Source organism: Streptomyces sp. NPDC002206 (assembly GCF_053593595.1).
Map to the genome: position 1 here is coordinate 25,874 of NZ_JBSFCW010000005.1, position 22,765 is coordinate 48,638.

A 22,765-nucleotide genomic window follows, 5' to 3' on the forward strand; every position below is an offset into this window, starting at 1 on the left:
GCCCGCCGGCGTCCGGCGCCCACCGCTCCCCGACACCGCATGTCGCTCTTTGCGCGGCTCTGCGCGATTGCACCGCCCCCCGCCCGGCGGGAGCGTGGAGGGATCGGCGGTCCGCGGGCCCGACAAGGAGACGACTATGGACGGCACCACTCTCGAAGCGATGCGAACCGCGCTGCGCGGCCCGGTCATCGGTCCGCAGGACCCGGAGTACCGCGAGGCCCGCACGATCTACAACGCCATGATCGACCGGCGTCCGGCTGCCGTGGTGCGGTGCGCGGACGCGGCGGACGTCATGGCCGCGGTCCGCTTCATCCGCGACGAAGGTCTCGAACTCGCCGTCCGGGGCGGCGGACACAGCGGTGGCGGACTCTGCCTGGTGGACGACGGCGTCACCCTCGACCTGTCGCCCATGCGCTGGGCACACATCGATCCGAGCACCCGGACCGCCCGCGTCGGCGGCGGCAGCAGGCTCGCCGACCTCGACCACGCCGCCCACGGCTTCGGGCTGGCCACCCCGGCCGGGATCCAGTCCACCACAGGCATCGGCGGCCTCACCCTCGGTGGCGGCCACGGCTATCTCACCCGCAGCTACGGCCTGACGGTGGACAACCTGCTCGCAGCGGACGTCGTACTGGCCGACGGCAGCTTCGTCACCGCGAACGAGAGCGAGAACGCCGATCTGTTCTGGGCCCTGCGTGGCGGCGGCGGGAACTTCGGCGTCGTCACCTCGTTCAGCTTCCGGCTGCACCCGGTGGACACCGTGGGTGTGGCGATCACCGTGTGGCCGGTCGACCGGACCCGCGAAGTCCTCGAGTGGTACCGGGACTTCCTGCCGCAGGCGCCCGAGAAGCTGAACGGCTTCTTCGCGGCGCTCAGCGTGCCGCCCGGCCCGCCGTTCCCGGAGGAGCTGCACAGCCAGAAGGTGTGCGGCGTCGTCTGGTGCTGGACCGGCGACCCCGAACTCCTCGAAGAGACCCTCAAGGTCGTGAACGAACCGGGTCCGCCGGCCTTCCACTTCACGGCACCGATGCCGTACCCCGCACTGCAGGGCATGTTCGACGAACTGCTCCCGGCCGGTCTGCAGTGGTACTGGCGCGGCAACCTCTTCGACCGGATCACGGACGGCGCCATCGACGTACACACCAAGTACGCCGAGAACCTCCCCACCGACCTGTCGACCATGCATCTGTACCCGGTCGACGGAGCCGCCCACCGACTCGGCCCCGACGACACGGCCTGGGCCTACCGGGACGCGGTCTGGTCCGGTGTCATCGCGGGCATCGACCCGGACCCGGACAGCGCCGAGAAGCTCAGGCAGTGGTGCGTGGACTACTGGGAGGAGCTGCATCCGCACTCGATGGGTGGCGCGTACGTGAACTTCATGGGCGCGGGTGAGACGCCGGACCGGGTGAAGGCCACCTACCGCGGTCACTACGACAGGCTCGCGAAGATCAAGCAGGCCTACGACCCGGACAACTTCTTCCACGCCAACCAGAACATCACGCCGGCCGAGCAGCACTGACCGCTTCTGGTTCCTCGGTCGTGGGATGCCGTCCGGCGAGCGCGACGGCTTCGGCGGTCCTATCGTCAAAATATGGGTGTTTTCGTCAAGTTGGTCGAGAATCGTCCCCCCAAGGAATACGCGGAGCGGGGGGTGGCGGACATCTCGTACGCGGACGTCACGGAGGGCGACTCCGCGATGGTCTACGAGTACGACCTGCTCCCCAGCGGCGCCTTGAGGATCCTGCAGGTGCCGAGGGGGGAAGCCCCGGTCGTCCATGCGGTCTACGCGCCGGGCCTGTGGTTCCGCGTCGAGGGGCAGTGGCACGGCGGCACGGAATAGACGGAAAACGAATCCGCTTTAGACCGATTTGCGGTGTATCCTGAAAGCAAGGACGCACACTCTCACGTGTGGCGCCCTGGAAGGGCCGGCTCCGGTGGCGAGACCATCGGGGCCGCTTCCATGTCCGCATCAACTCGGTGGTGCGGGGATGATGCCCACGCCCATGAGGATCTGCTCCGCGGGCGTGCGGTTTCCGTCCTGCACGGGCGGAGTGGGGCAGCCCTGCCGATACGAGCTGCCGTCACGGATCGAACGGCATGCCGGAACCTTCCGTTCACCACCCCCGGAGGGAACACCGCTCGTGTCCTCGTGACCGGCGGTTCGTTACCCCCACCGTGATCATCTCTACCGTCGCCCGGCGCCTGGCCGCCGCCTCGCTGACAGCAGCCGCCCTGGCCGCACCCCTGCTCATGTCCCCGACCGCGCACGCCGACACGCCGGAAACCATCCTCTTCCTGACCGTCTCCGGCAGCGAGAACACCTGGATCCGCGGCATCGCCCTCCAGTGTCCGGCCACCTCCCGGAGCCATCACCCGAAGGCGGCGGAGGCGTGCGCCGCGCTGGACGAGGCCGGGGGCGACTTCGACAGGCTGCCCGGCAACCCGCACCTGTACCCGCTGATCTACGACCCCGTCACGGTCACCGCGAACGGGATGTACGACGGCGACACGGTGGACTGGCAGCGCACCTACCCGAACGCCTCCGCCATGGAGGCGGCCGCAGGACCCGTCTTCGCATTCTGACCCGGGCTTCGACTCCGAACGCCCCTGCCCGGCCCACGCGCCGGGCAGGGGCGTTCCGCTGTCCTACGACCCGGTGAGAAGCCCTGTCCGGCCGAGGGCGTTCCGGCGTACGTATGGCGATGCTCACCCGGCCGGAACGATCTCGTCGGTCAGCGCGAACAGTAGAGTTTCGGCTGCGTCAGCCCCCGAACACCGAGGTACCGGCCGTGATCCCCGCAGAGCCCGCAATACCCCCGCCACCTGCGCCGACCGTGGTGGGGATCGGCGCCGACGGGTGGGCGGGGCTGCCGGAGAGCTCGCGCGCGGTGCTGCTCGACGCGCAGGCGGTGATCGGCGGTGCGCGGCAGCTGGACCTGCTGCCGCCGGCCTGTACGGGGCGCCGTGTGCCCTGGCCTTCTCCGCTGCGGCCCGCCGTGGCCGGTCTCCTTGCCGCGCATCGGGGCCTTCGGGTCGCCGTGCTGGCCAGTGGCGACCCCATGTTCTACGGCATCGGGCGCGCGCTCTGCGAGGAGTTGGGTGCCGGGAACCTCCGCGTCCTGCCGCATCCGTCGTCCGTCTCCTATGCCTGTGCCCGGCTCGGCTGGCCGCTGGAGGACACCGAGGTCATCACGCTGGTGGGCAGAGCCACCGCCCGGCTGGCCGCCGCCCTGCACGAGGGCCGGCGGCTGCTGGTGCTGAGCGCGGGTGCCGGAACTCCCGGTGAAGTGGCCGTGCTGCTCCGCGAACACGGCTTCGGGCCCAGCCCGATGCGGGTGCTGGAACAGCTCGGCGGCGAGGCCGAGGACTGTGTCACGGGGACGGCCGGCGGGTGGGCGCATCCGGCGGGCGATCCGCTCAACGTCATTGCGGTCGAGTGCCGTCGGTCCCCGGACGCGCTGCGGCTCGGCGCCGTACCCGGGCTGCCGGACGACGCGTACGAGCACGACGGACAGCTCACCAAGCGTCATGTCCGCGCCGCCACGCTCGGCGCGCTGGCCCCGGCGCCCGGCGAGCTGCTGTGGGACATCGGCGGCGGTTCCGGATCGATCGCCGTCGAGTGGATGCGTACGCACCCGTCCTGCCGTGCCGTCACGGTCGAGCGCGACCCGGTACGGGCCGGGCGTATCGCCCGCAACGCGGACCGGCTCGGCGTCCCCGCACTGCGTGTGGTCACCGGCCGGGCCCCGGAGGCGCTCGCCGGACTGCCGGTGCCGGATGCCGTGTTCATCGGCGGTGGGCTGACCGCGCCGGGGCTGCTCGACGCCTGCTGGGACGCACTGCCACCCGGCGGACGGCTGGTCGCCAACACCGTCACGCTGGAGTCCGAGGCGCTGCTCGCCGAGCGGTACCGGCACCACGGCGGCGAGCTGGTACGGCTCGCCGTGGCGCACGCCGTGCCCGTCGGCGGCTTCACCGGCTGGCGGCAGGCCATGCCGGTCACCCAGTGGTCCGTGTGCAAGCCCGTCGGCACCTCCCCGATACCGTCCTCACCGTCCTCATCAGGAGAGAACAGATGACCGTGTACTTCATCGGCGCCGGGCCCGGCGCCGCCGACCTGATCACGGTGCGCGGTGCCCGGACGCTCGCCGCCTGCCAGGTCTGTCTGTACGCGGGCAGCCTGGTCCCCCGCGAGCTGCTCGCCGAATGCCCGTCGGACGCCCTCCTCGTCGACACCGCGCAGCTCAACCTCGACGAGATCACCGACGAGTTGGTACGCGCCCACGAGGACGGGCACGACGTGGCCCGGCTGCACTCCGGCGACCCGTCCGTCTTCAGCGCGGTCGCCGAGCAGATGCGGCGGCTCGACGCGGCGGGTGTGCCGTACGAAGTGGTGCCCGGCGTACCGGCGTTCGCGGCGGCCGCCGCAGCGCTGAAGCGGGAGCTGACCGTGCCGACCGTCGGCCAGACCGTCATCCTCACCCGGATCGCCCACCGCGCCACAGCCATGCCGGACGGCGAGGACCTGGCGACGCTCGGGCGCAGCGGTGCGCTGATCGTGCTGCACCTGGCCGCCCGGTATGTGGACCGGGTGGTCGAGGAGTTGCTGCCGCACTACGGGGCCGACTGCCCGGCCGCCGTGGTGGCCATGGCTTCCCGCCCTGACGAGCTGATCCTGCGCGGTTCGCTGAGCGGCATCGCCGAGCAGGTGAAGGCCGCCGGAGTGATCCGTACGGCCGTCATCATGGTCGGCCGCACGCTGGGCGCCGAGCAGTTCCGCGACAGCCACCTTTACTCGGCGGAGCGCGACCGGCACGTCTGCTGACCCCGGAAGGGCTCCGCCTCGGACCCCGGCCCTCACTCGCCGGACGGGCGTGCACATCGAGCCCGTCCCGCGATCGAGGACTCCCGGGAAGGGGCGGGGTGGGGAAACCAAGCGGTCAGTGGACTCCGCTGCGGCCGACGACCGCGCCCGCCCGGTCGATACAGATGACGTCCACGGCCACCGGCGCCCCGCGCAGCACCGACAGCGCCTGGTCGCGCGCGGCCACCGCGACCAGGTCACCCAGCGGGACCCCGGCCGCCGCGCACAGCTGAAGGGCGGCCAGGCCCGTGTTGGCGTCCGCCACTTCGGCGGTCAGGGCTGCGTCCGCGCCGCCCTGCCGGGCGAGTTCGGCGAGGAACCCCTTGTCCACCTGGGAGCGGGCCGAGTGCAGATCCAGATGGCCCGCCGCGAGCTTCGACAGCTTCGCGAACCCGCCGCAGACCGTCAGCCGGTCCACCGGATGCCTGCGTACGTACTTGAGCACCGCTCCCGCGAAGTCCCCCATGTCGAGCAGGGCGATCTCCGGCAGGCCGTACTCGGCGACCACGGTCTTCTCCGAGGTCGACCCCGTGCACCCCGCCACATGTGTGTGCCCCGCCGCGCGGGCCACGTCCACGCCGCGGCGGATCGAGTCGATCCACGCCGAGCAGGAGTACGGGACGACGACCCCGGTCGTGCCGAGGATGGACAGACCGCCCAGGATGCCCAGGCGTCCGTTCCACGTGGAACGGGCGATCTCCTCACCGTGATCGACGGACACGGTGATCTCGACGTCGCCGGTGGCCCCGTGGTCCGCAGCAACGCGCGCGATGTGGTCGCGCATCATCTGCCGCGGCATCGGGTTGATCGCGGGCTCGCCGACGTCGAGCGGCAGACCGGGGCGGGTCACCGTGCCCACCCCCGGACCGGCCCGGAACACCACACCCGAACCGGGCGGCAGGCGGCGCACGGTGGCCCGCACCAGCGCGCCGTGTGTCACGTCCGGGTCGTCTCCCGCGTCCTTGACCACACCGACCGTCGCCCGCTCCCCGTCGAGCTCCTCCACCGCCAGCGCGAACGCGGGGGTCTGGCCCTTCGGCAGGGTGATGGACACCGGGTCGGGGAAGTCGCCGGTCAGCAGGGCCGTGTACGCCGCGGTCGTGGCCGCGGTCGCACAGGCACCGGTCGTCCAGCCGGGCCGCAGACCGGTGTGTTTGAGTTGGGCGCTGCGCCCGCCCTTCGCCTCACTCATGTCTGGACCGATCCCATGCACGTACTCGTCCTCGGTGGCACGACGGAGGCCCGCCGCCTCGCCGAGAGCCTGGCGGGGGCGCTCCCCGCCGGGGCCCGGGTCACCAGCTCGCTCGCCGGCCGGGTGGCCAGTCCGAGGCTGCCGCCCGGCGAGGTGCGGGTCGGCGGGTTCGGCGGAGCCGACGGGCTCGCCGAGTGGCTGCGTACGCACCGGGTCGACGCGCTCATCGATGCCACCCATCCTTTCGCCGGGACGATCAGTTTCCATGCGGCGTCGGCCGCCGCCGCCGCCCATGTTCCCCTGCTCGCGCTGCGCCGGCCCGGCTGGGTGCCCGTCGACGGCGACCGCTGGCATCCGGTCGGATCGCTGGACGAGGCGGCCGCCGCCCTGCCCGCGCTGGGCCGCCGCGTCTTCCTGACCACGGGCCGGATGGGACTCGCCGCCTTCGCCGGCCTCGACTCCCTGTGGTTCCTGATGCGGTCCGTGGACGCCCCCGACGGACCGCGCCCGGCGCGGATGGAGATCCTGCTGGACCGGGGGCCCTTCACCCTCGACGGCGAGCGCGAGCTGATCCGCCGTCACCGCCTCGATGTCATCGTCACGAAGGACAGCGGGGGTGACGCCACCGCACCGAAGCTGGCCGCCGCCCGGGAGGCCGGCATCCCGGTGGTAGTGGTCCGCCGGCCGCCGGTCCCGGAGGGCGTACGTGTGGTCGGTACGCCGGAACTCGCCGTGGACTGGCTGGCCGGCCTGCGCCGCTGAGAGCCTGTCGGGTGACCTTCGTCCGCCCGATCAGAGGTCACCCGACAGGCTCTGAGGCCGGGCCTCAGGCCTCCGGGTACCGCCGCGGCGTCCACACGATCTGCCGGCCGTCCCCCCGTCGCACCGACCGCGTCTGCGAGGAACCGACCAGCAGGATCGTCCGCATGTCGACCTCGGCCGGTTCCAGCTCGGCCAGGGTGACGATCCGTACGCTCTCCGTGGGCCCGCCCACATCCCGGCCCACCACCACCGGTGTATCCGGGGAACGGTGCTCCAGCAGCAGGTCACGGGCCCTGCCGACCTGCTCGGTGCGGGTCCGCGAACCCGGGTTGTACAGCGCCAGCACCAGATCCGCCGCCGCGGCGGCGCGCAGCCGGGCGGCGATCACCTCCCACGGCTTGAGCCGGTCGGAGAGCGAGATCGTGGCGTAGTCGTGGCCGAGCGGCGCGCCCGCACGGGCGGCGGCGGCGTTGGCCGCGGTCACCCCGGGCAGCACCCGCACGGGCACCTTCGCGTACACGTCCTGCGAGGCCACCTCCAGTACGGCGGTCGCCATGGCGAAGATCCCCGGATCACCGCCCGACACCACGGCCACGCGGCGGCCGCGGCGGGCCAGGTCGAGGGCGAACTCGGCACGCTCCGACTCCACCTTGTTGTCGGAGCCGTGGCGGGCCTGTCCGGGGCGGACCGGAACCCGGTCCAGGTACGTGGTGTAGCCGACGAGGTCGTCGGCGGCGGCCAGCGCCCCGCGGGTCTCCGGGGTCAGCCACAGCGGTCCGGCGGGACCGGTGCCGACGACCACGACCTCACCGGTGCCGGCCGCGTCCGCACTCGCTTCCGGGCGGGGTGCGTCGATCCGGCTGGGCAGCACCGCGACGGCGAAGTACGGCACGGATTCCGGGTCGATGTCCGCCAGATCGCCGGTACGCTCCCCGGCCATCGTGACGCGCTCCACGTAGTGCGCCTCGTCGAGCCGCCCCGACGCCTCGAAGGCGCGGCGCACCGCGGGGAACGTGCGCCCCAGCTTCATCACCACGGCGGCGTCGGTGGCGGCAAGCCTGGCCGTCAGCTCCTCCTCCGGCAGGGTGCCGGGCAGGATCGTCAGCACCTCTTCGCCCTCGGCGAGCGGGGTGCCGAGCCGCGCGGCGGCCGCGCTGACCGAAGTGACGCCGGGGATCACCTCGGTGGGATAGCGGTCGGCGAGCCGCTTGTGCATGTGCATGTACGAGCCGTAGAACATCGGGTCGCCCTCGGCGAGCACCGCCACCGTCCGTCCGGCGTCCAGGTGCACCGCCAGCCGGGCCGCGGCCTCGCCGTAGAACTCCTCCATCGCACCCCGGTAGCCCCCGGGGTGGTCGGTGGTCTCCGTCGTGACCGGGTAGACCAGCTTCTCCTCGATGTGGTCCGCGCGGATGTGCTCGGCGGCGATGGAGCGTGCGATGGACCGTCCGTGGCGGGCGCTGTGATAGGCGATGACATCGGCCTCGGCGATGATCTGCACCGCGCGTACGGTCATCAGTGCCGGATCGCCGGGCCCGAGTCCCACCCCGTACAGCCGGCCCGTGTTCTGTTCGCTCACTCTTACTCTTCCTCGCTGGCGATCGCGTTGAGCGCGGCCGCGGCTATGGCACTGCCGCCGCGACGGCCCCGTACGACCAGGTGTTCCAGACCGGACGGATGGTCGGCCAGGGCGTCCTTGGACTCGGCGGCTCCGACGAAGCCGACGGGCACACCGATGACTGCGGCCGGGCGGGGAGCACCTTCCTCGATCATCTCGAGCAGCCGGAACAGTGCGGTCGGCGCGTTGCCCACGGCCACCACCGCCCCTTCCATGCGGTCCCGCCACAGCTCCATCGCGGCGGCGCTGCGGGTCGTGCCCAGCTTCGCGGCGAGATCGGGGACCGTGGGGTCCGACAGCGTGCAGATGACCTCGTTGTCGGCGGGCAGTCGCTTGCGGGTGACACCGCTGGCGACCATGGCCACGTCGCACAGGATCGGCGCACCGGAGCGCAGCGCCCGGCGGGCGTCGGCCACCACGCCCGGGGTGAAATCGATGTCGCGTACGAGGTCGACCATGCCGCAGGCGTGGATCATGCGGACCGCGACCTGGCTGACGTCGGCGGGCAGGCCCGCGAGATCCGCCTCGGCGCGGATGGTGGCGAAGGACTGGCGGTAGATCGCCGGTCCGTCCTTCTCGTACTGGAACACGGTGGTTTCGCTCTCTCCGGTCGGTGGGTGGTCGGGCTGACGAACTGTGGGGCCCTGGGGCCGGTGGTTCAGCTACAGGTGCTGCGGGCGGCCGTCACTGCGGCGGCCAGGTCGGACGGGCTGCCGTGGACAGTCGCCGGGGCGCCCCGCACGTCTCCGCGCACCTGGGACACCTGGTACCCGCCGGGGACCGCGCCGACGTCGACCCAGCTGCCCTTGGGGTGGCCGCACCGGCGTTCACAGCCGGACCAGTACACGGGGAGTCGCACGATGCCCGGCTCCCCCGCCGTCACCGCGGCCTCCGCGGCCTCCGCGTCCCCCCGTACATCGGCCAGGGACTTCGCACAGCCCGGCCGGCCGATGCAGGCCCCTACGCCGCTCCACGCGGAGTCGGGCCCGGCCACCAGTCCGGCTGCGCCCCACTCGGCCAGCCACGCCGCCGCCGCGCCGCGCGCCACACCTGTCACGACGACGCTCCGCCAGGGGGTCAGCCGCACCTCACCGCCCGCGCGGGCCAGGCTCTCCCACTGCGCACCGGTCAGGCGTCCGAACGGCACACCCACACAGAGTGCGGCCGGCCCGGAGGTGCCGACGAGCCCGTACGCGGGCTCCTGCGTCGCCGTCGGCGGTGGTACGTGCTCCACGTGGCGGGCCGCGTCAACTCCGGCCGCACCCAACGCCGTTTCCGTCGTCTCCAGCAACTCCTCGGAAGCAAGCGGAAGTTCGCTCACCCGCCAGGCGCCCGCCTCCCGCGCCACGTCCACGAACGTCTCGGCGGCAATGAGCGCGGCACGGGGCGCATCCGCCCCGGAGACCCTCAGAACCGCCCCCGCGGTCCCGATCCGCAGCAGCGCACTCCCGTCGCTCCTCCCCAGCAACGTCACGTCCGCACCCAGCGCATCCACGTCACCGCGGCCGTCGTCGAGAGCGAACAGAAAGCGGCCGGACAACCCGACCGCTTTGTCACTTCCGCACAACAACCCGTCCAGCGCGGTCAGCCACGGCCGGACGTCCGACCGGCCCCGGCCGTCGAGCCCGGAGAGCGGGGAGGCCACCACGTTACGTATCCGCTCATGACGCCGGGACGGCAGCAGCCCTGCCCCGCCGAGGAGTTCGGCGAGCCGTCCGCCGCACTCCTGGCCGAGCCCGCGCAACTGGACATTGCCCCGCGAAGTGAGATGCAGCTCACCGTCGCCCAACTCCCGTGCGGCCTCCAGGAGCACGTCCGCCTGCCGGACGCTCAGCACACCACCGGGGATCCGCACCCGCGCCAGCGCGCCGTCGTCCGCCCGGTGCAGCCGCAGCGACCCCGGGCAGGCATCGCCACGGTCCCGGGACGGGGGCTCCCCCGAGCCCGACGGCGGAGTGGGCGAAGTGGACATGGCGGCGAGCATACCGACCATCATCCTGAGCTGTATGAATCCCATCCGATGTATGGCCCTTACTATGCCTAGCAGCGGGCCACCCGGCCCGGTATCGCCAGAGACGGCGACATGGGAGGAAGCCCGGTGCGAATCCGGCGCGGTCCCGCCACTGTGAGTCCGGCCGCAACGACCGGGCGAGTCAGGAACTCCCTTCCCCAAGCTCTCGATCCTGCTCGAGCAGGGGAGACCCCATTCCGACACCGCCCGGGGCGTGGACACCCCGAGGAAGGCCCGACGCCGCATGATCCTGCTCCTGTCGACGTCCGACACCGACCTGCTCAGCGCCCGCGCCGCGGACGGTCCGGTGACCTACCGCTACGCCAACCCGTCGCGCCTGCCGCTCGACGACCTCCCGGCTCTCCTCGACGGCACCGACCTCGTCGTCGTGCGTCTCCTCGGCGGTGTCCGTGCCTGGCAGGAAGGGCTCGACCAAGTCCTCGCCACCGGCAGGCCGGTTGTCGTCCTCACCGGTGAACAGGCGCCCGACGCCCAGCTGATGGCCGCCTCGACCGTGCCGATCGGGATCGCTGCCGAGGCACACGCCTACCTGGCGCACGGCGGCCCGGCCAACCTGGACCAGCTGGCCCGGTTCCTCTCCGACACGGTCCTGCTGACCGGCCACGGCTTCGAACCCCCGGCGCCCGCCCCGTCCTGGGGCCCCCTGGAGCGCACCGCGCGCGCCACCGACGGCCCGACCGTCGCGGTGCTCTACTACCGCGCCCACCACATGAGCGGGAACACCGCGTTCATCGACACGCTCTGCCGGGCGGTCGAGGACGCGGGGGCCCGCGCCCTCCCCCTGTACGTCGCCTCGCTGCGTACCCCGGAACCCGAACTCATCGACGAACTGCGTGCCGCCGACGCCATCGTCACCACGGTCCTCGCCGCAGGCGGCACCCGCCCCGCCGAGGCGTCCGCCGGCGGCGACGACGAGTCCTGGGACGCGGGCGCGCTCACCGGCCTCGATGTACCGATCCTGCAGGCGCTCTGCCTGACCGGCTCGCGCAGCGACTGGGAGGACAACGACGAGGGCGTCTCCCCGCTCGACGCGGCCAGCCAGATCGCGGTCCCCGAGTTCGACGGCCGGCTGATCACCGTCCCGTTCTCCTTCAAGGAGATCGACGAGGACGGCCTGCCCGCATACGTCGCCGACGCCGAGCGCGCCGCCCGGGTCGCCGGAATCGCCGTACGCCACGCGCGGCTGCGCCACATCCCGGCCGCGGACAAACGCCTGGCGCTCGTCCTCTCCGCGTACCCGACGAAACACTCCCGTATCGGCAACGCGGTCGGCCTCGACACCCCGGCCAGCGCCGTCGCCCTGCTGCGCCGGCTGCGCGCCGAGGGCTACGACTTCGGCCCCGAAGCCGGCCTCCCCGGCCTGGTCTCCGGCGACGGCGACGAGCTGATCTACGCCCTGATCGAGGCCGGCGGCCACGACCAGGAGTGGCTGACCGAGGAGCAGCTGGCCCGCAACCCGGTCCGGATCCCGGCCGCCGACTACCGGCGCTGGTACGCCGCACTGCCGGAAGAACTCCGGGACGCCGTCGAGCAGCACTGGGGCCCGCCCCCCGGCGAGATGTTCGTGGACCGCTCCCGCAACCCCGAGGGCGACATCGTGCTCGCCGCCCTGCGCCGCGGGAACCTCCTGATCCTCATCCAGCCGCCGCGCGGCTTCGGCGAGAACCCGATCGCGATCTACCACGACCCCGATCTGCCGCCCTCGCACCACTACTTGGCCGCATACCGCTGGATCGCGGCCGCCCAGGACGACGGCGGCTTCGGCGCCGACGCGATGATCCACCTCGGCAAGCACGGCAACCTGGAGTGGCTGCCCGGCAAGAACGCGGGCCTGTCCGCCGCCTGCGGCCCGGACGCGGCACTGGGCGATCTCCCGCTCGTCTACCCGTTCCTGGTGAACGACCCGGGCGAGGGTACGCAGGCCAAGCGCCGCGTCCACGCCACCCTGATCGACCACCTCGTACCGCCGATGGCCCGCGCGGACAGCTACGGCGACATCGCACGCCTGGAGCAGCTCCTCGACGAGCACGCCCAGATCGCCGCGATGGACCCGGCGAAGCTGCCCGCGATCCGCGCCCAGATCTGGACCCTGATCCAAGCCGCCAAGCTCGACCACGACCTGGGGCTCGACGACCGCCCGGACGACGAGGGCTTCGACGAATTCATCATGCATCTGGACGGCTGGCTCTGCGAGATCAAGGACGCCCAGATCCGCGACGGACTGCACGTCCTGGGCGGCGCCCCGGCCGGTCCGGACCGGGTCAACCTGGTCCTGGCGATCCTGCGCGCCCGCCAGATCTGGGGCGGTACGGCATCGCTGCCGGGGCTGCGCGAGGCCCTGGGCCTCGACGAGTCCGCCGCCACCCGCACCACGGCGGACGAGACCGAGGAGCAGGCACGCGCCCTGGTCCAGGCGATGGAGGACGCGGACTGGGACCCGTCGGCCGTGGCGACCGTGGCGGCGGCCCACCCTCAACCGGTCAGGGACATCCTCGACTTCGCAGCCCGCGAGGTGGTCCCCCGCCTGGCCGCCACCACAGCGGAACTGGACCACACCGTCCACGCCCTGAACGGCGGCTTCGTCCCCGCGGGCCCGTCCGGCTCCCCGCTGCGCGGCCTGGTCAACGTCCTGCCGACCGGCCGCAACTTCTACTCCGTGGACCCGAAGGCGGTCCCGTCCCGGCTCGCCTGGGAGACCGGCCAGGCCCTGGCCGACTCGCTCCTGGAGCGCTACCGCACCGACAACGGCGAATGGCCCACCTCGGTCGGTCTCTCCCTGTGGGGCACCAGCGCGATGCGTACGTCGGGCGACGACGTCGCAGAGGCGCTGGCGCTGCTCGGCGTCCGCCCGGTCTGGGACGACGCCTCACGCCGCGTCACCGGCCTGGAACCGATCGACCTCGCCGACCTGGGCCGCCCACGCATCGACGTGACCCTGCGCATCTCCGGCTTCTTCCGCGACGCGTTCCCGCACACCATCGGGCTGCTCGACGACGCGGTACGCCTCGCCGCATCCCTCGACGAACCCGCCGACCACAACCACATCCGCGCCCACGCCCAGGCCGACCTCGCCGAACACGGCGACGAACGCCGCGCCACCACCCGTATCTTCGGCTCCCGCCCCGGTACGTACGGAGCGGGCCTCCTCCAGCTCATCGACAGCCGCGACTGGCGCACCGACGCCGACCTCGCCGAGGTCTACACGGTCTGGGGCGGCTACGCCTACGGCCGCGAACTCGACGGCCGGCCCGCCCGCGACGAGATGGAGACGGCCTACAAGCGGATCGCCGTGGCCGCCAAGAACACGGACACCCGCGAGCACGACATCGCGGACTCGGACGACTACTTCCAGTACCACGGCGGCATGGTGGCCACCGTCCGCGCCCTGCGCGGCACGGCCCCCGAGGCGTACATCGGCGACTCCACCCGCCCGGAGACGGTCCGCACCCGCACCCTGGTCGAGGAGACGTCCCGGGTCTTCCGCGCACGCGTGGTCAACCCCAAGTGGATCGAGGCGATGCGCCGCCACGGCTACAAGGGCGCCTTCGAACTGGCCGCGACGGTCGACTACCTCTTCGGCTACGACGCGACGACGGGCGTGGTCGCCGACTGGATGTACGACAAGCTCACCGAGACGTACGTCCTGGACCCGACCAACCGCGAGTTCCTCCAGCAGGCCAACCCCTGGGCCCTCCACGGCATCGCGGAACGCCTCCTGGAAGCCGAGTCCCGCGGCATGTGGTCCAAGCCCGACCCGACGGTCCTGGAGGCGCTGCGCCAGGTGTTCCTGGAGACGGAAGGGGACCTGGAGGGCGAGGACTGACCCCGACGGGCGTGGTGGGACTTCCCGGACCCGGCCTCAGCGGCGGGACATGTACAGGTCGAGTGCCTTGTGCAGGAACCTGTTGAGGGGGAAGTCCCATTCGCCGAGGTATTCCACGGCCTCACCGCCGGTGCCGACCTTGAAGCGGAGCAGGCCCAGCAGATGGTTGTCCTCGTCCAGGGTGTCGGTGATGCCACGCAGGTCGTAGACGCTCGCACCGAGTTCGTGGGCGTCGGACATCATCTGCCACTGGATGGCGTTGTTGGGCTGGACCTCGCGCTTGCGATCGGTGGAGGCGCCGTACGAGTACCAGACGTGCTCGCCCACGGTCAGCATCGTCGCCGCCGCAAGGACCTCGCCCTCGTGATGGGCGAGGTAGAGCCGCATCCGGTCCGGGTCCTCGGCCGTGAGTGCGGTCCACATCCGCTGGAAGTAGGCCGGCGGGCGGGGGATGAACCGGTCCCGCCGGGCGGTCTCGACGTAGAGCCGGTGGAAGGCGGGCAGGTCCTCGTAGCCGCCCCGGACGACTTTGACACCGGCCTTCTCGGCCTTCTTGATGTTGCGGCGCCACTGCTGGTTGAGATCTCGCTGGACCTCTTCCAGCGACCTGCCCGCGAACGGGACCTGGAATACGTACCGCGGTTGACCGGCGGCGAAGCCGTCCTCGCTGCCGGGCCCCGTCTGCCGCCAGCCCATCGCGCGCAGCCGGTCGGCGATGTCGAAGGCCCGTGACTCGCGGGCGGTGGCCTCGGCGTCCCCCAGCCGTCCGGCCCGCGGGTCGGCGATCGCGGCCTTGACGGCCTCCGCGCTCCAGCGGCGGGCGACGACGGGCGGCCCCATCTTCACCGAGAACACACCCTGCGCCTTCAGGTGGTCGAGCATCGGCTGCAGCCACCGTTCCAGATCCGGCGCGGACCAGTCGATGAGCGGCCCTTCGGGCAGATAGGCGAGGTATCGCCTGAGCTTCGGCAGCGGCCTGAGCAGGACCAGCCCCACGCCGACGAGCCGATCGCTCCCGTCGAGCCAGCCCAGGCTCCGCGCCCGCCAGTCCGGCTTCACATCCCCCCACGACGGAAGCTGCATGTGGCTCGCGGAGGGCCGGTCCCTGACGAAGGCCAGGTGCTCCTCGCGGGTGATCGCCTTCAGGCGCAGACTCATGCGCAATGCTCCTTCGTCCGGGCGCTTCAGCCTACTGAGATGCACCTCACATCAACGGCAACCGGCTCGCCGCCGCGGAGAAGAGGCAGCGGGACGCAGGTGTGATCACTCGGCCGGGTGGACCCGGCCTGGCGACCGCCCGTCGCGCGTCGAGCGTCCGCGGTACTCGGGATCATGCGCAGGTGATCTTCGTGAACCGCCGCTCCGTGCGCCGCCCGCGCGGCCCCCTGGCCCCGATCGGTCTCGGGGCCCTCGCCGTCCTGTCCCTGCTGCCGGGCACGCTGCCCACCGCCGCGCAGCCGGTGGCCGCCGCTCAGCCCCCTGCCGCCGCGCCCCTGCCTCCGCCCACCCGCGGGGAGTACCTGGCCTCCGCGCGGCTCGCCGCGATCCGGAACGATCCGGCCGCGCTGAGTGCCTTCTTCACGGCACTGCCGAAGGGAGGGGATCTGCACAACCACCTGTCGGGCGCCGTCTCGACGGAGTATCTGATCTCGCTCGCCGCGGACGACGGTCTGTGCATCGACGAGCAGACGCTGACTGCGGTGCCGCCGCCGTGCAGTCCGGGCCGACGACCGGCGTCCGACGCCCTGACCGATGCCGCTTTCCGCCGCGCGGTGCTGCGGGCGTGGTCCATGCAGGACCTCCCGCCGGGCCAGTCGGGGCACGACCACTTCTTCGACACGTTCGGGAAGTTCGGCGAGGTCACCTGGCGCCATCGGGGCAAGCTGCTCGCCGATGTGGCCGACACGGTCGCGAGGCAGAACCAGTTCTATCTGGAGACGATGGTGACCCCGGCGTCCGACGGCGCGCGGATCCTGGCCGACGCGGTCGGCTGGGACGAGGACCTGGCGAAGCTGCACAGCAAACTGCTGGCCGGCGGCAAGCTGGACGAGCTGGTCGCCGAGGCGAGCCGGGAGACGGACGAGTCCGACGCGGAGTTCCGCACGGCGGCGCGGTGCGGCACGCCCCGCGCGGAGGCCGGCTGCCGGGTGCCGGTGCGGTGGATCTCCCAGGTGTCGCGCGGCAGTTCACCCGAGCGGGTCTTCACCCAGATGGCCCTGGGACTGCGCCTCGCCGAACGGGACAAGCGGTTCGTCGCCGTGAATCTGGTGCAGCCGGAGGACTGGGACAGCTCCCTGCGGAACTACAGCCTCCAGATGCGGATGCTCGACTATCTGCACCGCGTGTATCCCAAGGCGCACATCACCCTGCACGCAGGCGAGTTGTGGCCCGGCCTGGTCAAGCCCGAGGACCTGGCCTTCCATATCGGTGAGGGCGTGAACATCGGCCACGCCGAGCGCATCGGCCACGGCGTCGACCTGATCCACGAGGACAACTGGCAGCGGCTCGCCCGCACCATGGCCGACCGTCAGATCGCGGTCGAAGTGCCGTTCACCAGCAACGCGCAGATTCTCGGGGTCAAGGGTGCCGACCACCCCTTCACCACCTACCGCGCCTACGGTGTGCCCGTCGTACTGGCCACCGATGACCCCGGCGTCTCCCGGATCGACATCAGCCACGAGTACCGGTACGCCGCCAGGACGTACGACCTCGGCTACCGCGAGCTGAAGGACCTCGCGCGAGCCTCCCTGGAGTACGCCTTCCTGCCGGGTGCCGGCCTCTGGCAGGGCAACCCGACCCGCGACGGCTACCGGCTCACCGGCCCCTGCCGCCACACCAGCCCCGGCGCGGACAACCCCCGGCAGCAGTGCCGGCGACTTCTGAACACCAGCACCAAGGCTCAGGTCCAGTGGCGTCAGGAGGCCGCGTTCGTCGCCTTCGAGCGGCGTTTCGCCACCACCAGGGCAGACTGACGGACCCGGCACAACCGGGTCCTGACACCACGGGCGCCTGCCAACGACGGAGCGCCCCGTCCGGTCGGAACCGGGCGAGGCGCTCCTTTGCAGGTCAGAGGTCGAAACCTCGCCCCGCAACACGTAGGCCGTGTGGGACTCGAACCCACAACCAACGGATTAAAAGTCCGCTGCTCTGCCAATTGAGCTAACGGCCCTCGGCGAATCACCCCTGAGCATAGCCCGCCGCGGCCCGGCCGCCGATCGGGTATCGGCCGCCGGGCCCGTCGAGCCGTCAGTCGGAGGTCGTCAGTCCGCCGACATGTCCGCGCTCGTGCGTTTGTGATCCGGTTCGAGGAACCAGTGGCGCGCCGAGGCGAACCACCACGCCGCCGCGAACCCCAGAACCACCAGGACCGCGATCGGGGCGTAGTTGAACGTCTCCCAGGTGACCGGGGACAGCTGCGGCAGCATGAAGAGGACTGTGATGACGGCCACCCACACCACCGCGACGATCCCGATGGGCCGGGACCAGCGGCCGAGATGCCACGGCCCCGGGGTGAAGTCGTCGCCGCGCAGGAGGCGGAGCAGAGTGGGGATGACGTACGCGATGTAGAGGCCGATCACCGCGATCGAGGTCACCGCGGCGTACGCGGTGACGTTGATCAGGTACGGGAGGCCGAGGACCAGTGCGCCGGTCGCGGCCAGCCAGACCGCGGCGACTGGGGTGCGGGTGCGGGGGCTGACCGTGTGCCAGACGCGGGAGAACGGGAGTGCGCCGTCCCGGGAGAACGCGTAGATCATGCGGCTGTTGGCGGTCACGGACGCCATCCCGCAGAACAGCTGCGCACCGATGACGACCAGCAGCAGGAGCTTGCCTGTGGTGGCGCCGAGGGCGTCCAGGAGGATCTGGGCGGGCGGGGCGCCGGTCGGGGAGTTCAGGGCTCCGTCGTACGACTGGATGGCGAAGGTGAAGCCGAGAAGGAGGACGAAGCCGGCGATCCAGGAGGTCCAGATCGACTGGACGATCCCCCGCGGGCCTGCCGTCGCCGCGTCGTGGGTCTCCTCCGTCATGTGGGCGGACGCGTCGTAGCCGGTGAAGGTGTACTGGGCCATCAGGAGCCCGATCATCACGACGTAGAAGCCGCTGCCCCAGCCGGTGTTGTTCACGAACTCGGTGAAGACGAACGACGCCGACTGATGGGAGTCCGGTACGAAGGTCAGCGCGCCGACGATGACGGCGACCCCCAGCACGTGCCACCACACGCTCACACTGTTCAGGATCGCGACGATGCGGACGCCGAACGTGTTCAGGAGTCCGTGCAGCAGCAGGATCGCGGCGAACAGCACGATCGTGCTGCCGGGCGTCACCTCGAAGTCGAACTGGAGATTCAGATACGCCCCGAGGAAGGACGCCGCCCCGAAGTCGATCCCCGCGGTGACGGCGACCTGGCCGAGGACGTTGAACCAACCCGTGAACCAGGCCCAGGCCGCCGCGGAGCGCGGCGGGGCCAGTCGATGCGCCCAGAAGTAGAGGCCCGCGGAGGTCGGATACGCCGAACAGATCTCCGCCATCGCCAGCCCGACGAACAGCGTCATGAGGCCGACGCCGACCCAGCCCCAGGTGATGACGGCGGGACCGCCGGTGTTCATGCCGAACAGATACAGCGTCAGGCAACCGGAGAGCACCGAGATGATCGTGAACGAGACGGCGTAGTTGGAGAAGGCGGACATACGCCGCGCGAGCGTCTGCGTGTACCCGAGCTGCGCCAGACGCTCCTCGTCGGAAACGCCCGGTGGCGGCTTGTCCTCGCTGATGTCTGTTGTCATGACCCCAGCGATGCCCTCGCCCCGGCGTACGCATGCCGCCGCCGTGGTTACGACTGGGAAAACATGGCACACGACGCAAGGGCGCGGCCCGGAGGCCGCACCCTTGTCCTCACCCGCATCCGGGTCAGAAGATTCCCTTGTAGCCCTGCCACCCGGTGGCGATCTTCGTACGCGCGCCGAACGATCCCTTGCCGTCGCCGTTGTTGCGGTAGAGATTGCCGGAACCGTCCCGCTCGACGAGGTCGGCCTTGCCGTCACCGGTGATGTCTCCCACCCCGACGACGACGTTGTACGAGGCACCCCAGTCCTTGAAGACCAGCACCCGCTCCTTGAACTGGCCCGACGCCGTGCCGTTGTAGCGCCACAGTTCGTTCGACTTGTCCTTGGCCAGCAGGTCGCCGTACCCGTCGCCGTTCAGATCGCCCACCCCCATGACCTTGGTGTAGGTCCAGTGGGAACGGATCTTCTTCCCGGCCGCCATCGTCCCGTCGCTCTTCGTCGCGAAGAGGTAGAGGTCGCCGGTCGATGTCTTCCAGCCGAGCAGATCCGCACGGCCGTCCCCGGTCAGGTCACCGGCGGTGGTGAGGGTCTTGTACGCCTGGAAGCCGGTACCGAGCTTCGTGTAGGAGGTGGTGGGCGTCACGGCCTTCCCGCACGCGGGCTTGTAGCCCCTCAGCGATCCGTCCGTCATGCGCACCAGCACGTCGTTGCAGTGATCATCATTGATGTCCCCGAACGGGACCGCGACCGCCGACGTCGACCAGCCGCTGCCCGAGGTCTTCCCGGAGAGCTTCCCCGCCCCGTCGCCGTGCTGGAAGGTGAACTGACCCTTGGAGTTCAGGGTCAGTACATCTCCGATGCCGTCTCCGGTGTAGTCGCGTTGCACCGCACCACCGCCTGTCACCTGCACCATTCCGGACTTCGTCAGCGGTGCGCCCGAACCGTCGGCGGGCTGCGCCGTCAGTGTCCAGGTGTATGCACCGTTGGCCACAGGGTGGCCGGCCGATGGCACACCGTCCCAAGAGGCTTCGATCAACCCACGGGATTCCCCTCCGGAGAGCGTCGCCACCGTGATGCCCGTGGCTTTGTTCTTCAGCGACAGCTTCCACGACGCCGCCGCCTTCGACAGCCACCATTTCGGGGTCCAGCGACGGCCCTCGTCGTCCACATTCTTGGTGGCCGGCACCGATGAGTCGATCTGGGCGAGCGGGGCCGAACCGATCCCGGTCGGCGCGAGGTGCACCTTCTGATCCTGGCCGGCATATGCCACGAGGCCACTGTGCGGGTCGGCCGTCCAACCGATCCCAGGAACAGATGAGTTGGCCGTTCCTATCACCAGGTCGGCGGGAGACGCGCCAGTGAGGTCCGTGACAACCACCCGGTCGTCGGCGTCCAGCCGAGAGACGAAACCGTCGCCGAGCCGGCCAGGAGTGGCGCCGACGCCGATCGTCCTGGCCCTTCCGTCGGCGAGATCGACGACTCCGGCGGCGGTCGGCGCTGCACCGCACTCCCAGTAGAGGTACCGCGCGGAAGCCTGCAGGGCAGGAGCGGCGCAGGATGCCCCGGTGGTGAGCGTGCGGGTTACCGTGCCCTTCGCTACGTCGGTGGCGGTCAGCTTGCCCGCCGTGGACAGCTGCCAAAGCGTGTTGCCCCAGAGGGCGGAGGCCCCGGCGGGCGCTGTGCGCACCAATGCGAGGGAGTCCAGGTCGCGCACTTCGGTGCGTGCCGCGGTACCGGCCCCCGTCCCGTAGGCGATGTAGTGGCCGGACACGCCGTAGACCTTCGGCGCTGCGGCGCCCACGGTTAGCTGACTTCCTGGGGCGGGATCGTTCTTGTCGACCACATGGATCCGGTATCCGTTGTCCTCGAGCGTCGTGTATACGGCGGAGCCGTCGGCTGCCGGGTACAGCTCGGGGCAGCTCTGCACGTCCTTGCATACCGCGCTGTACTGGACTGACGCCGGTCCGAGATACGTCTGGCCGCTCACCGTCGGCGTGCCCGTCAGGGCCGGCTGCCGCTCAAAGAAGCCGATGCCCGCGCCCGTCGGATCCGTCTCGTACGTGACGAGCCGGTTCCCGTTCAGAGCGAGCGTCGCACTCCGAGACGGCTGCCACGGCACGGTGAGTACCTCGCTACGCAGAGGTGCGCCGTCCGGGCCCGCGGTGAAGCGGTGTACTGCGTAGTCGCCCGAGGGGTCCTTGCCCAGGACGAGCAGGCTACCGTCCGGACCGGACAGTGCGCGGTCCCCGTATGCGTAGGAGAGCAACGTGGTGGCCTTGCCGTCGGGGGCGATGGCCGTAAGCGCACCGCCCCCGCCGTTCACCCAGACCACCTGATCGCCGACCAGGAACGTCTTCACGTACGCATTCGAGACCGGAGCGACGATAGGTACGCTGCGAGGGGCTGCCTGCAGATCGGCGCGGGAGAGCACCTTGACGCTCTTGGACGCTTCGAACCAGGATACGGAGTCCTTGGTGACCTGAAGATCTTTCGGCGCGCCGGTGAACGGCAGCTCGGTGAACGTGGCTTCATTCAGATCGACGAGCCCGTAGTGACGGACTGTTCCGAGCGTGTATCCGACGACCGTGGTGGAAGGGTCACCGACCCCGTACACCGACGTGAAGGCAGCGGTGCAGACGGCACCGGAGGGCAACCCGACCACCTTGCGGTCGGTGAGAACCGGACCGTCGAAGCGGAACAGGTGGCACTCGCCTGTTGCGTCTCCCGTCGTCGCGGCGGCCACAACTGTCTCACCGTGCACCGTCAGATAGCGGAATCCCGCGGGCAGTTGCACGGTCCGTGTGGTGCCGCCCGGCGCATCGACCAGATTGACTGTGCCGGCGGTGACGGGATAGGCGATCACGTCCGACATGGTGTTGACGGGCGGGAAGTAATTGTCTTTCAGGTGCAGTTCGGAGGTCGCACCGCTCGCGTAATCCGTCCACTGATAGCCGCTGTCGGACCTCCGGTACGCGAAGCCGGTGCGTCCCGCGACCACGGGATAGCCGGGGCTGATCGTTCTCGTAGCTGCCTCGAGTACCGCCTCGGGCGCCGGAACGGCGACGGCCGGGCCGCCCAGCGGCCCCAGGGTGCCGACAAGAGCTGCTGCGAGACCCGCTGCAGCAGCTACGTTTCGAATCGTACGAGGGCGTGCCAGGACATGACGGCCCACAGAGGACCCCCCAAATCTGCGGAGGCCGGAAAACGGCACGGCGCGTTCCGGGCAACGAAGAGGTGTGGGGCCCTCCGGTGGTCCCGTGCGTGGGCACGGGAAACAAGAAAGTACGTGTGTGGAGGTACGTGTGTCAGAACCACGTACATAGGAAGCGGAGGTTATCAGTGGACGGACCCGTTGGCATGGCCTGATCATGAAACGCCGAAAGGCCCTGCCCGATGCGGTGCATCGGGCAGGGCCTTTCGGTCTGACAGATCAGCTAATTTCAGCCGTTGCGCTTCCAGCGCGGCTTGTCGTCGCGACGGCCGAAGGTACCGGTGTTGGTGCCGGTGCCCGTGCCACCGCGGTGGTCGTCGCGGCGGCCGGTCGGACGGTCGCTGCTACCGGAGCGGAAGCCACCGGCCGGACGGTCGTCACGACGGTCGCGGTTGAACGGACGGTCGCTGCCACCGGAGCGGAAGCCACCGGCCGGACGGTCGTCACGACGGTCGCGGTTGAACGACGGGCGGTCGTAG

The 22,765-nt window shown here is 71.0% G+C and carries 15 protein-coding genes, 1 tRNA gene, 1 pseudogene and 1 riboswitch; of the genes and pseudogenes, 8 read left to right on the forward strand and 9 right to left on the reverse strand.

The features are described from left to right. Positions 1–136: 136 nt before the first annotated feature. The 5 genes from ACWCP8_RS12285 to cobM all read left to right on the forward strand — a co-directional run bounded on the left by ACWCP8_RS12285 (position 137) and on the right by cobM (position 4,828). On the forward strand, positions 137–1,522 hold the full coding sequence (locus ACWCP8_RS12285) for an FAD-binding oxidoreductase (RefSeq protein ID WP_352264218.1): 1,386 nt from the start codon (positions 137–139) through the stop codon (positions 1,520–1,522). A 72-nt stretch (positions 1,523–1,594) separates the two neighbouring features. Next, complete coding sequence (locus ACWCP8_RS12290; RefSeq protein ID WP_352264216.1) at positions 1,595–1,843, forward strand: hypothetical protein; 249 nt, start codon at positions 1,595–1,597, stop codon at positions 1,841–1,843. Positions 1,844–2,178: 335 nt separating this feature from the next. Beyond that, complete coding sequence (locus ACWCP8_RS12295; protein ID WP_356004418.1) at positions 2,179–2,586, forward strand: SSI family serine proteinase inhibitor; 408 nt, start codon at positions 2,179–2,181, stop codon at positions 2,584–2,586. A gap of 206 nt (positions 2,587–2,792) precedes the next feature. Then, positions 2,793–4,082 (forward strand): precorrin-6y C5,15-methyltransferase (decarboxylating) subunit CbiE, encoded by a 1,290-nt coding sequence (gene cbiE / locus ACWCP8_RS12300; RefSeq protein WP_451115788.1) that lies wholly within the window; start codon positions 2,793–2,795, stop codon positions 4,080–4,082. Then, a complete protein-coding gene (gene cobM / locus ACWCP8_RS12305; RefSeq protein WP_352264211.1) occupies positions 4,079–4,828 on the forward strand; it encodes a precorrin-4 C(11)-methyltransferase in 750 nt (249 codons plus the stop codon). The genes cbiE and cobM overlap by 4 nt, the downstream gene beginning before the upstream one ends. A gap of 115 nt (positions 4,829–4,943) precedes the next feature. Here the strand turns inward: cobM and ACWCP8_RS12310 are convergent, their stop codons facing one another. Beyond that, positions 4,944–6,059: a cobalt-precorrin-5B (C(1))-methyltransferase gene (locus ACWCP8_RS12310; RefSeq protein WP_382840909.1), complete on the reverse strand. Its 1,116-nt coding sequence runs from the start codon at positions 6,057–6,059 to the stop codon at positions 4,944–4,946. A gap of 15 nt (positions 6,060–6,074) precedes the next feature. Here ACWCP8_RS12310 and ACWCP8_RS12315 point away from each other — a divergent pair, with 15 nt between their 5' ends. After that, a complete protein-coding gene (locus ACWCP8_RS12315; protein WP_451115790.1) occupies positions 6,075–6,821 on the forward strand; it encodes a cobalt-precorrin-6A reductase in 747 nt (248 codons plus the stop codon). 64 nt (positions 6,822–6,885) lie between these two features. On the opposite strand, the gene ACWCP8_RS12320 is transcribed toward ACWCP8_RS12315, so the two are convergent. The 3 genes from ACWCP8_RS12320 to ACWCP8_RS12330 all read right to left on the reverse strand — a co-directional run bounded on the left by ACWCP8_RS12320 (position 6,886) and on the right by ACWCP8_RS12330 (position 10,423). Next, positions 6,886–8,400 carry a precorrin-2 C(20)-methyltransferase gene (locus ACWCP8_RS12320; protein ID WP_451115792.1) on the reverse strand — a complete coding sequence of 505 codons (1,515 nt, stop codon included), beginning with the start codon at positions 8,398–8,400 and terminating at the stop codon, positions 6,886–6,888. A gap of 2 nt (positions 8,401–8,402) precedes the next feature. Continuing rightward, on the reverse strand, positions 8,403–9,029 hold the full coding sequence (locus ACWCP8_RS12325) for a precorrin-8X methylmutase (RefSeq protein WP_326604643.1): 627 nt from the start codon (positions 9,027–9,029) through the stop codon (positions 8,403–8,405). A 68-nt stretch (positions 9,030–9,097) separates the two neighbouring features. Continuing rightward, positions 9,098–10,423 carry a cobalamin biosynthesis protein CobG gene (locus ACWCP8_RS12330; RefSeq protein ID WP_451115795.1) on the reverse strand — a complete coding sequence of 442 codons (1,326 nt, stop codon included), beginning with the start codon at positions 10,421–10,423 and terminating at the stop codon, positions 9,098–9,100. Positions 10,424–10,505: 82 nt separating this feature from the next. Further along, positions 10,506–10,602, forward strand: a riboswitch (cobalamin riboswitch). Positions 10,603–10,694: 92 nt separating this feature from the next. Between ACWCP8_RS12330 and cobN the strand changes: the two genes are divergently transcribed. Continuing rightward, positions 10,695–14,294 (forward strand): cobaltochelatase subunit CobN, encoded by a 3,600-nt coding sequence (gene cobN / locus ACWCP8_RS12335; protein ID WP_451116066.1) that lies wholly within the window; start codon positions 10,695–10,697, stop codon positions 14,292–14,294. Positions 14,295–14,330: 36 nt separating this feature from the next. On the opposite strand, the gene ACWCP8_RS12340 is transcribed toward cobN, so the two are convergent. Then, positions 14,331–15,452, reverse strand: a complete 1,122-nt coding sequence (locus tag ACWCP8_RS12340; protein WP_451115797.1) for a lipid II:glycine glycyltransferase FemX — start codon at positions 15,450–15,452, stop codon at positions 14,331–14,333. A gap of 182 nt (positions 15,453–15,634) precedes the next feature. Here ACWCP8_RS12340 and ACWCP8_RS12345 point away from each other — a divergent pair, with 182 nt between their 5' ends. Then, positions 15,635–17,266, forward strand: a complete 1,632-nt coding sequence (locus tag ACWCP8_RS12345) for an adenosine deaminase family protein (protein WP_451115799.1) — start codon at positions 15,635–15,637, stop codon at positions 17,264–17,266. A 124-nt stretch (positions 17,267–17,390) separates the two neighbouring features. On the opposite strand, the gene ACWCP8_RS12350 is transcribed toward ACWCP8_RS12345, so the two are convergent. The 4 genes and pseudogenes from ACWCP8_RS12350 to ACWCP8_RS12365 all read right to left on the reverse strand — a co-directional run. Then, positions 17,391–17,463: transfer RNA gene (locus ACWCP8_RS12350), tRNA-Lys, on the reverse strand. A gap of 91 nt (positions 17,464–17,554) precedes the next feature. Next, positions 17,555–19,075, reverse strand: coding sequence for an amino acid permease (locus ACWCP8_RS12355; protein WP_451115801.1), 1,521 nt, complete (start codon positions 19,073–19,075; stop codon positions 17,555–17,557). A gap of 124 nt (positions 19,076–19,199) precedes the next feature. Beyond that, positions 19,200–22,073: an FG-GAP-like repeat-containing protein gene (locus ACWCP8_RS12360; protein ID WP_451115803.1), complete on the reverse strand. Its 2,874-nt coding sequence runs from the start codon at positions 22,071–22,073 to the stop codon at positions 19,200–19,202. Positions 22,074–22,515: 442 nt separating this feature from the next. After that, positions 22,516–22,765 (reverse strand): annotated as a pseudogene (locus ACWCP8_RS12365) (DEAD/DEAH box helicase); the annotation flags it as partial.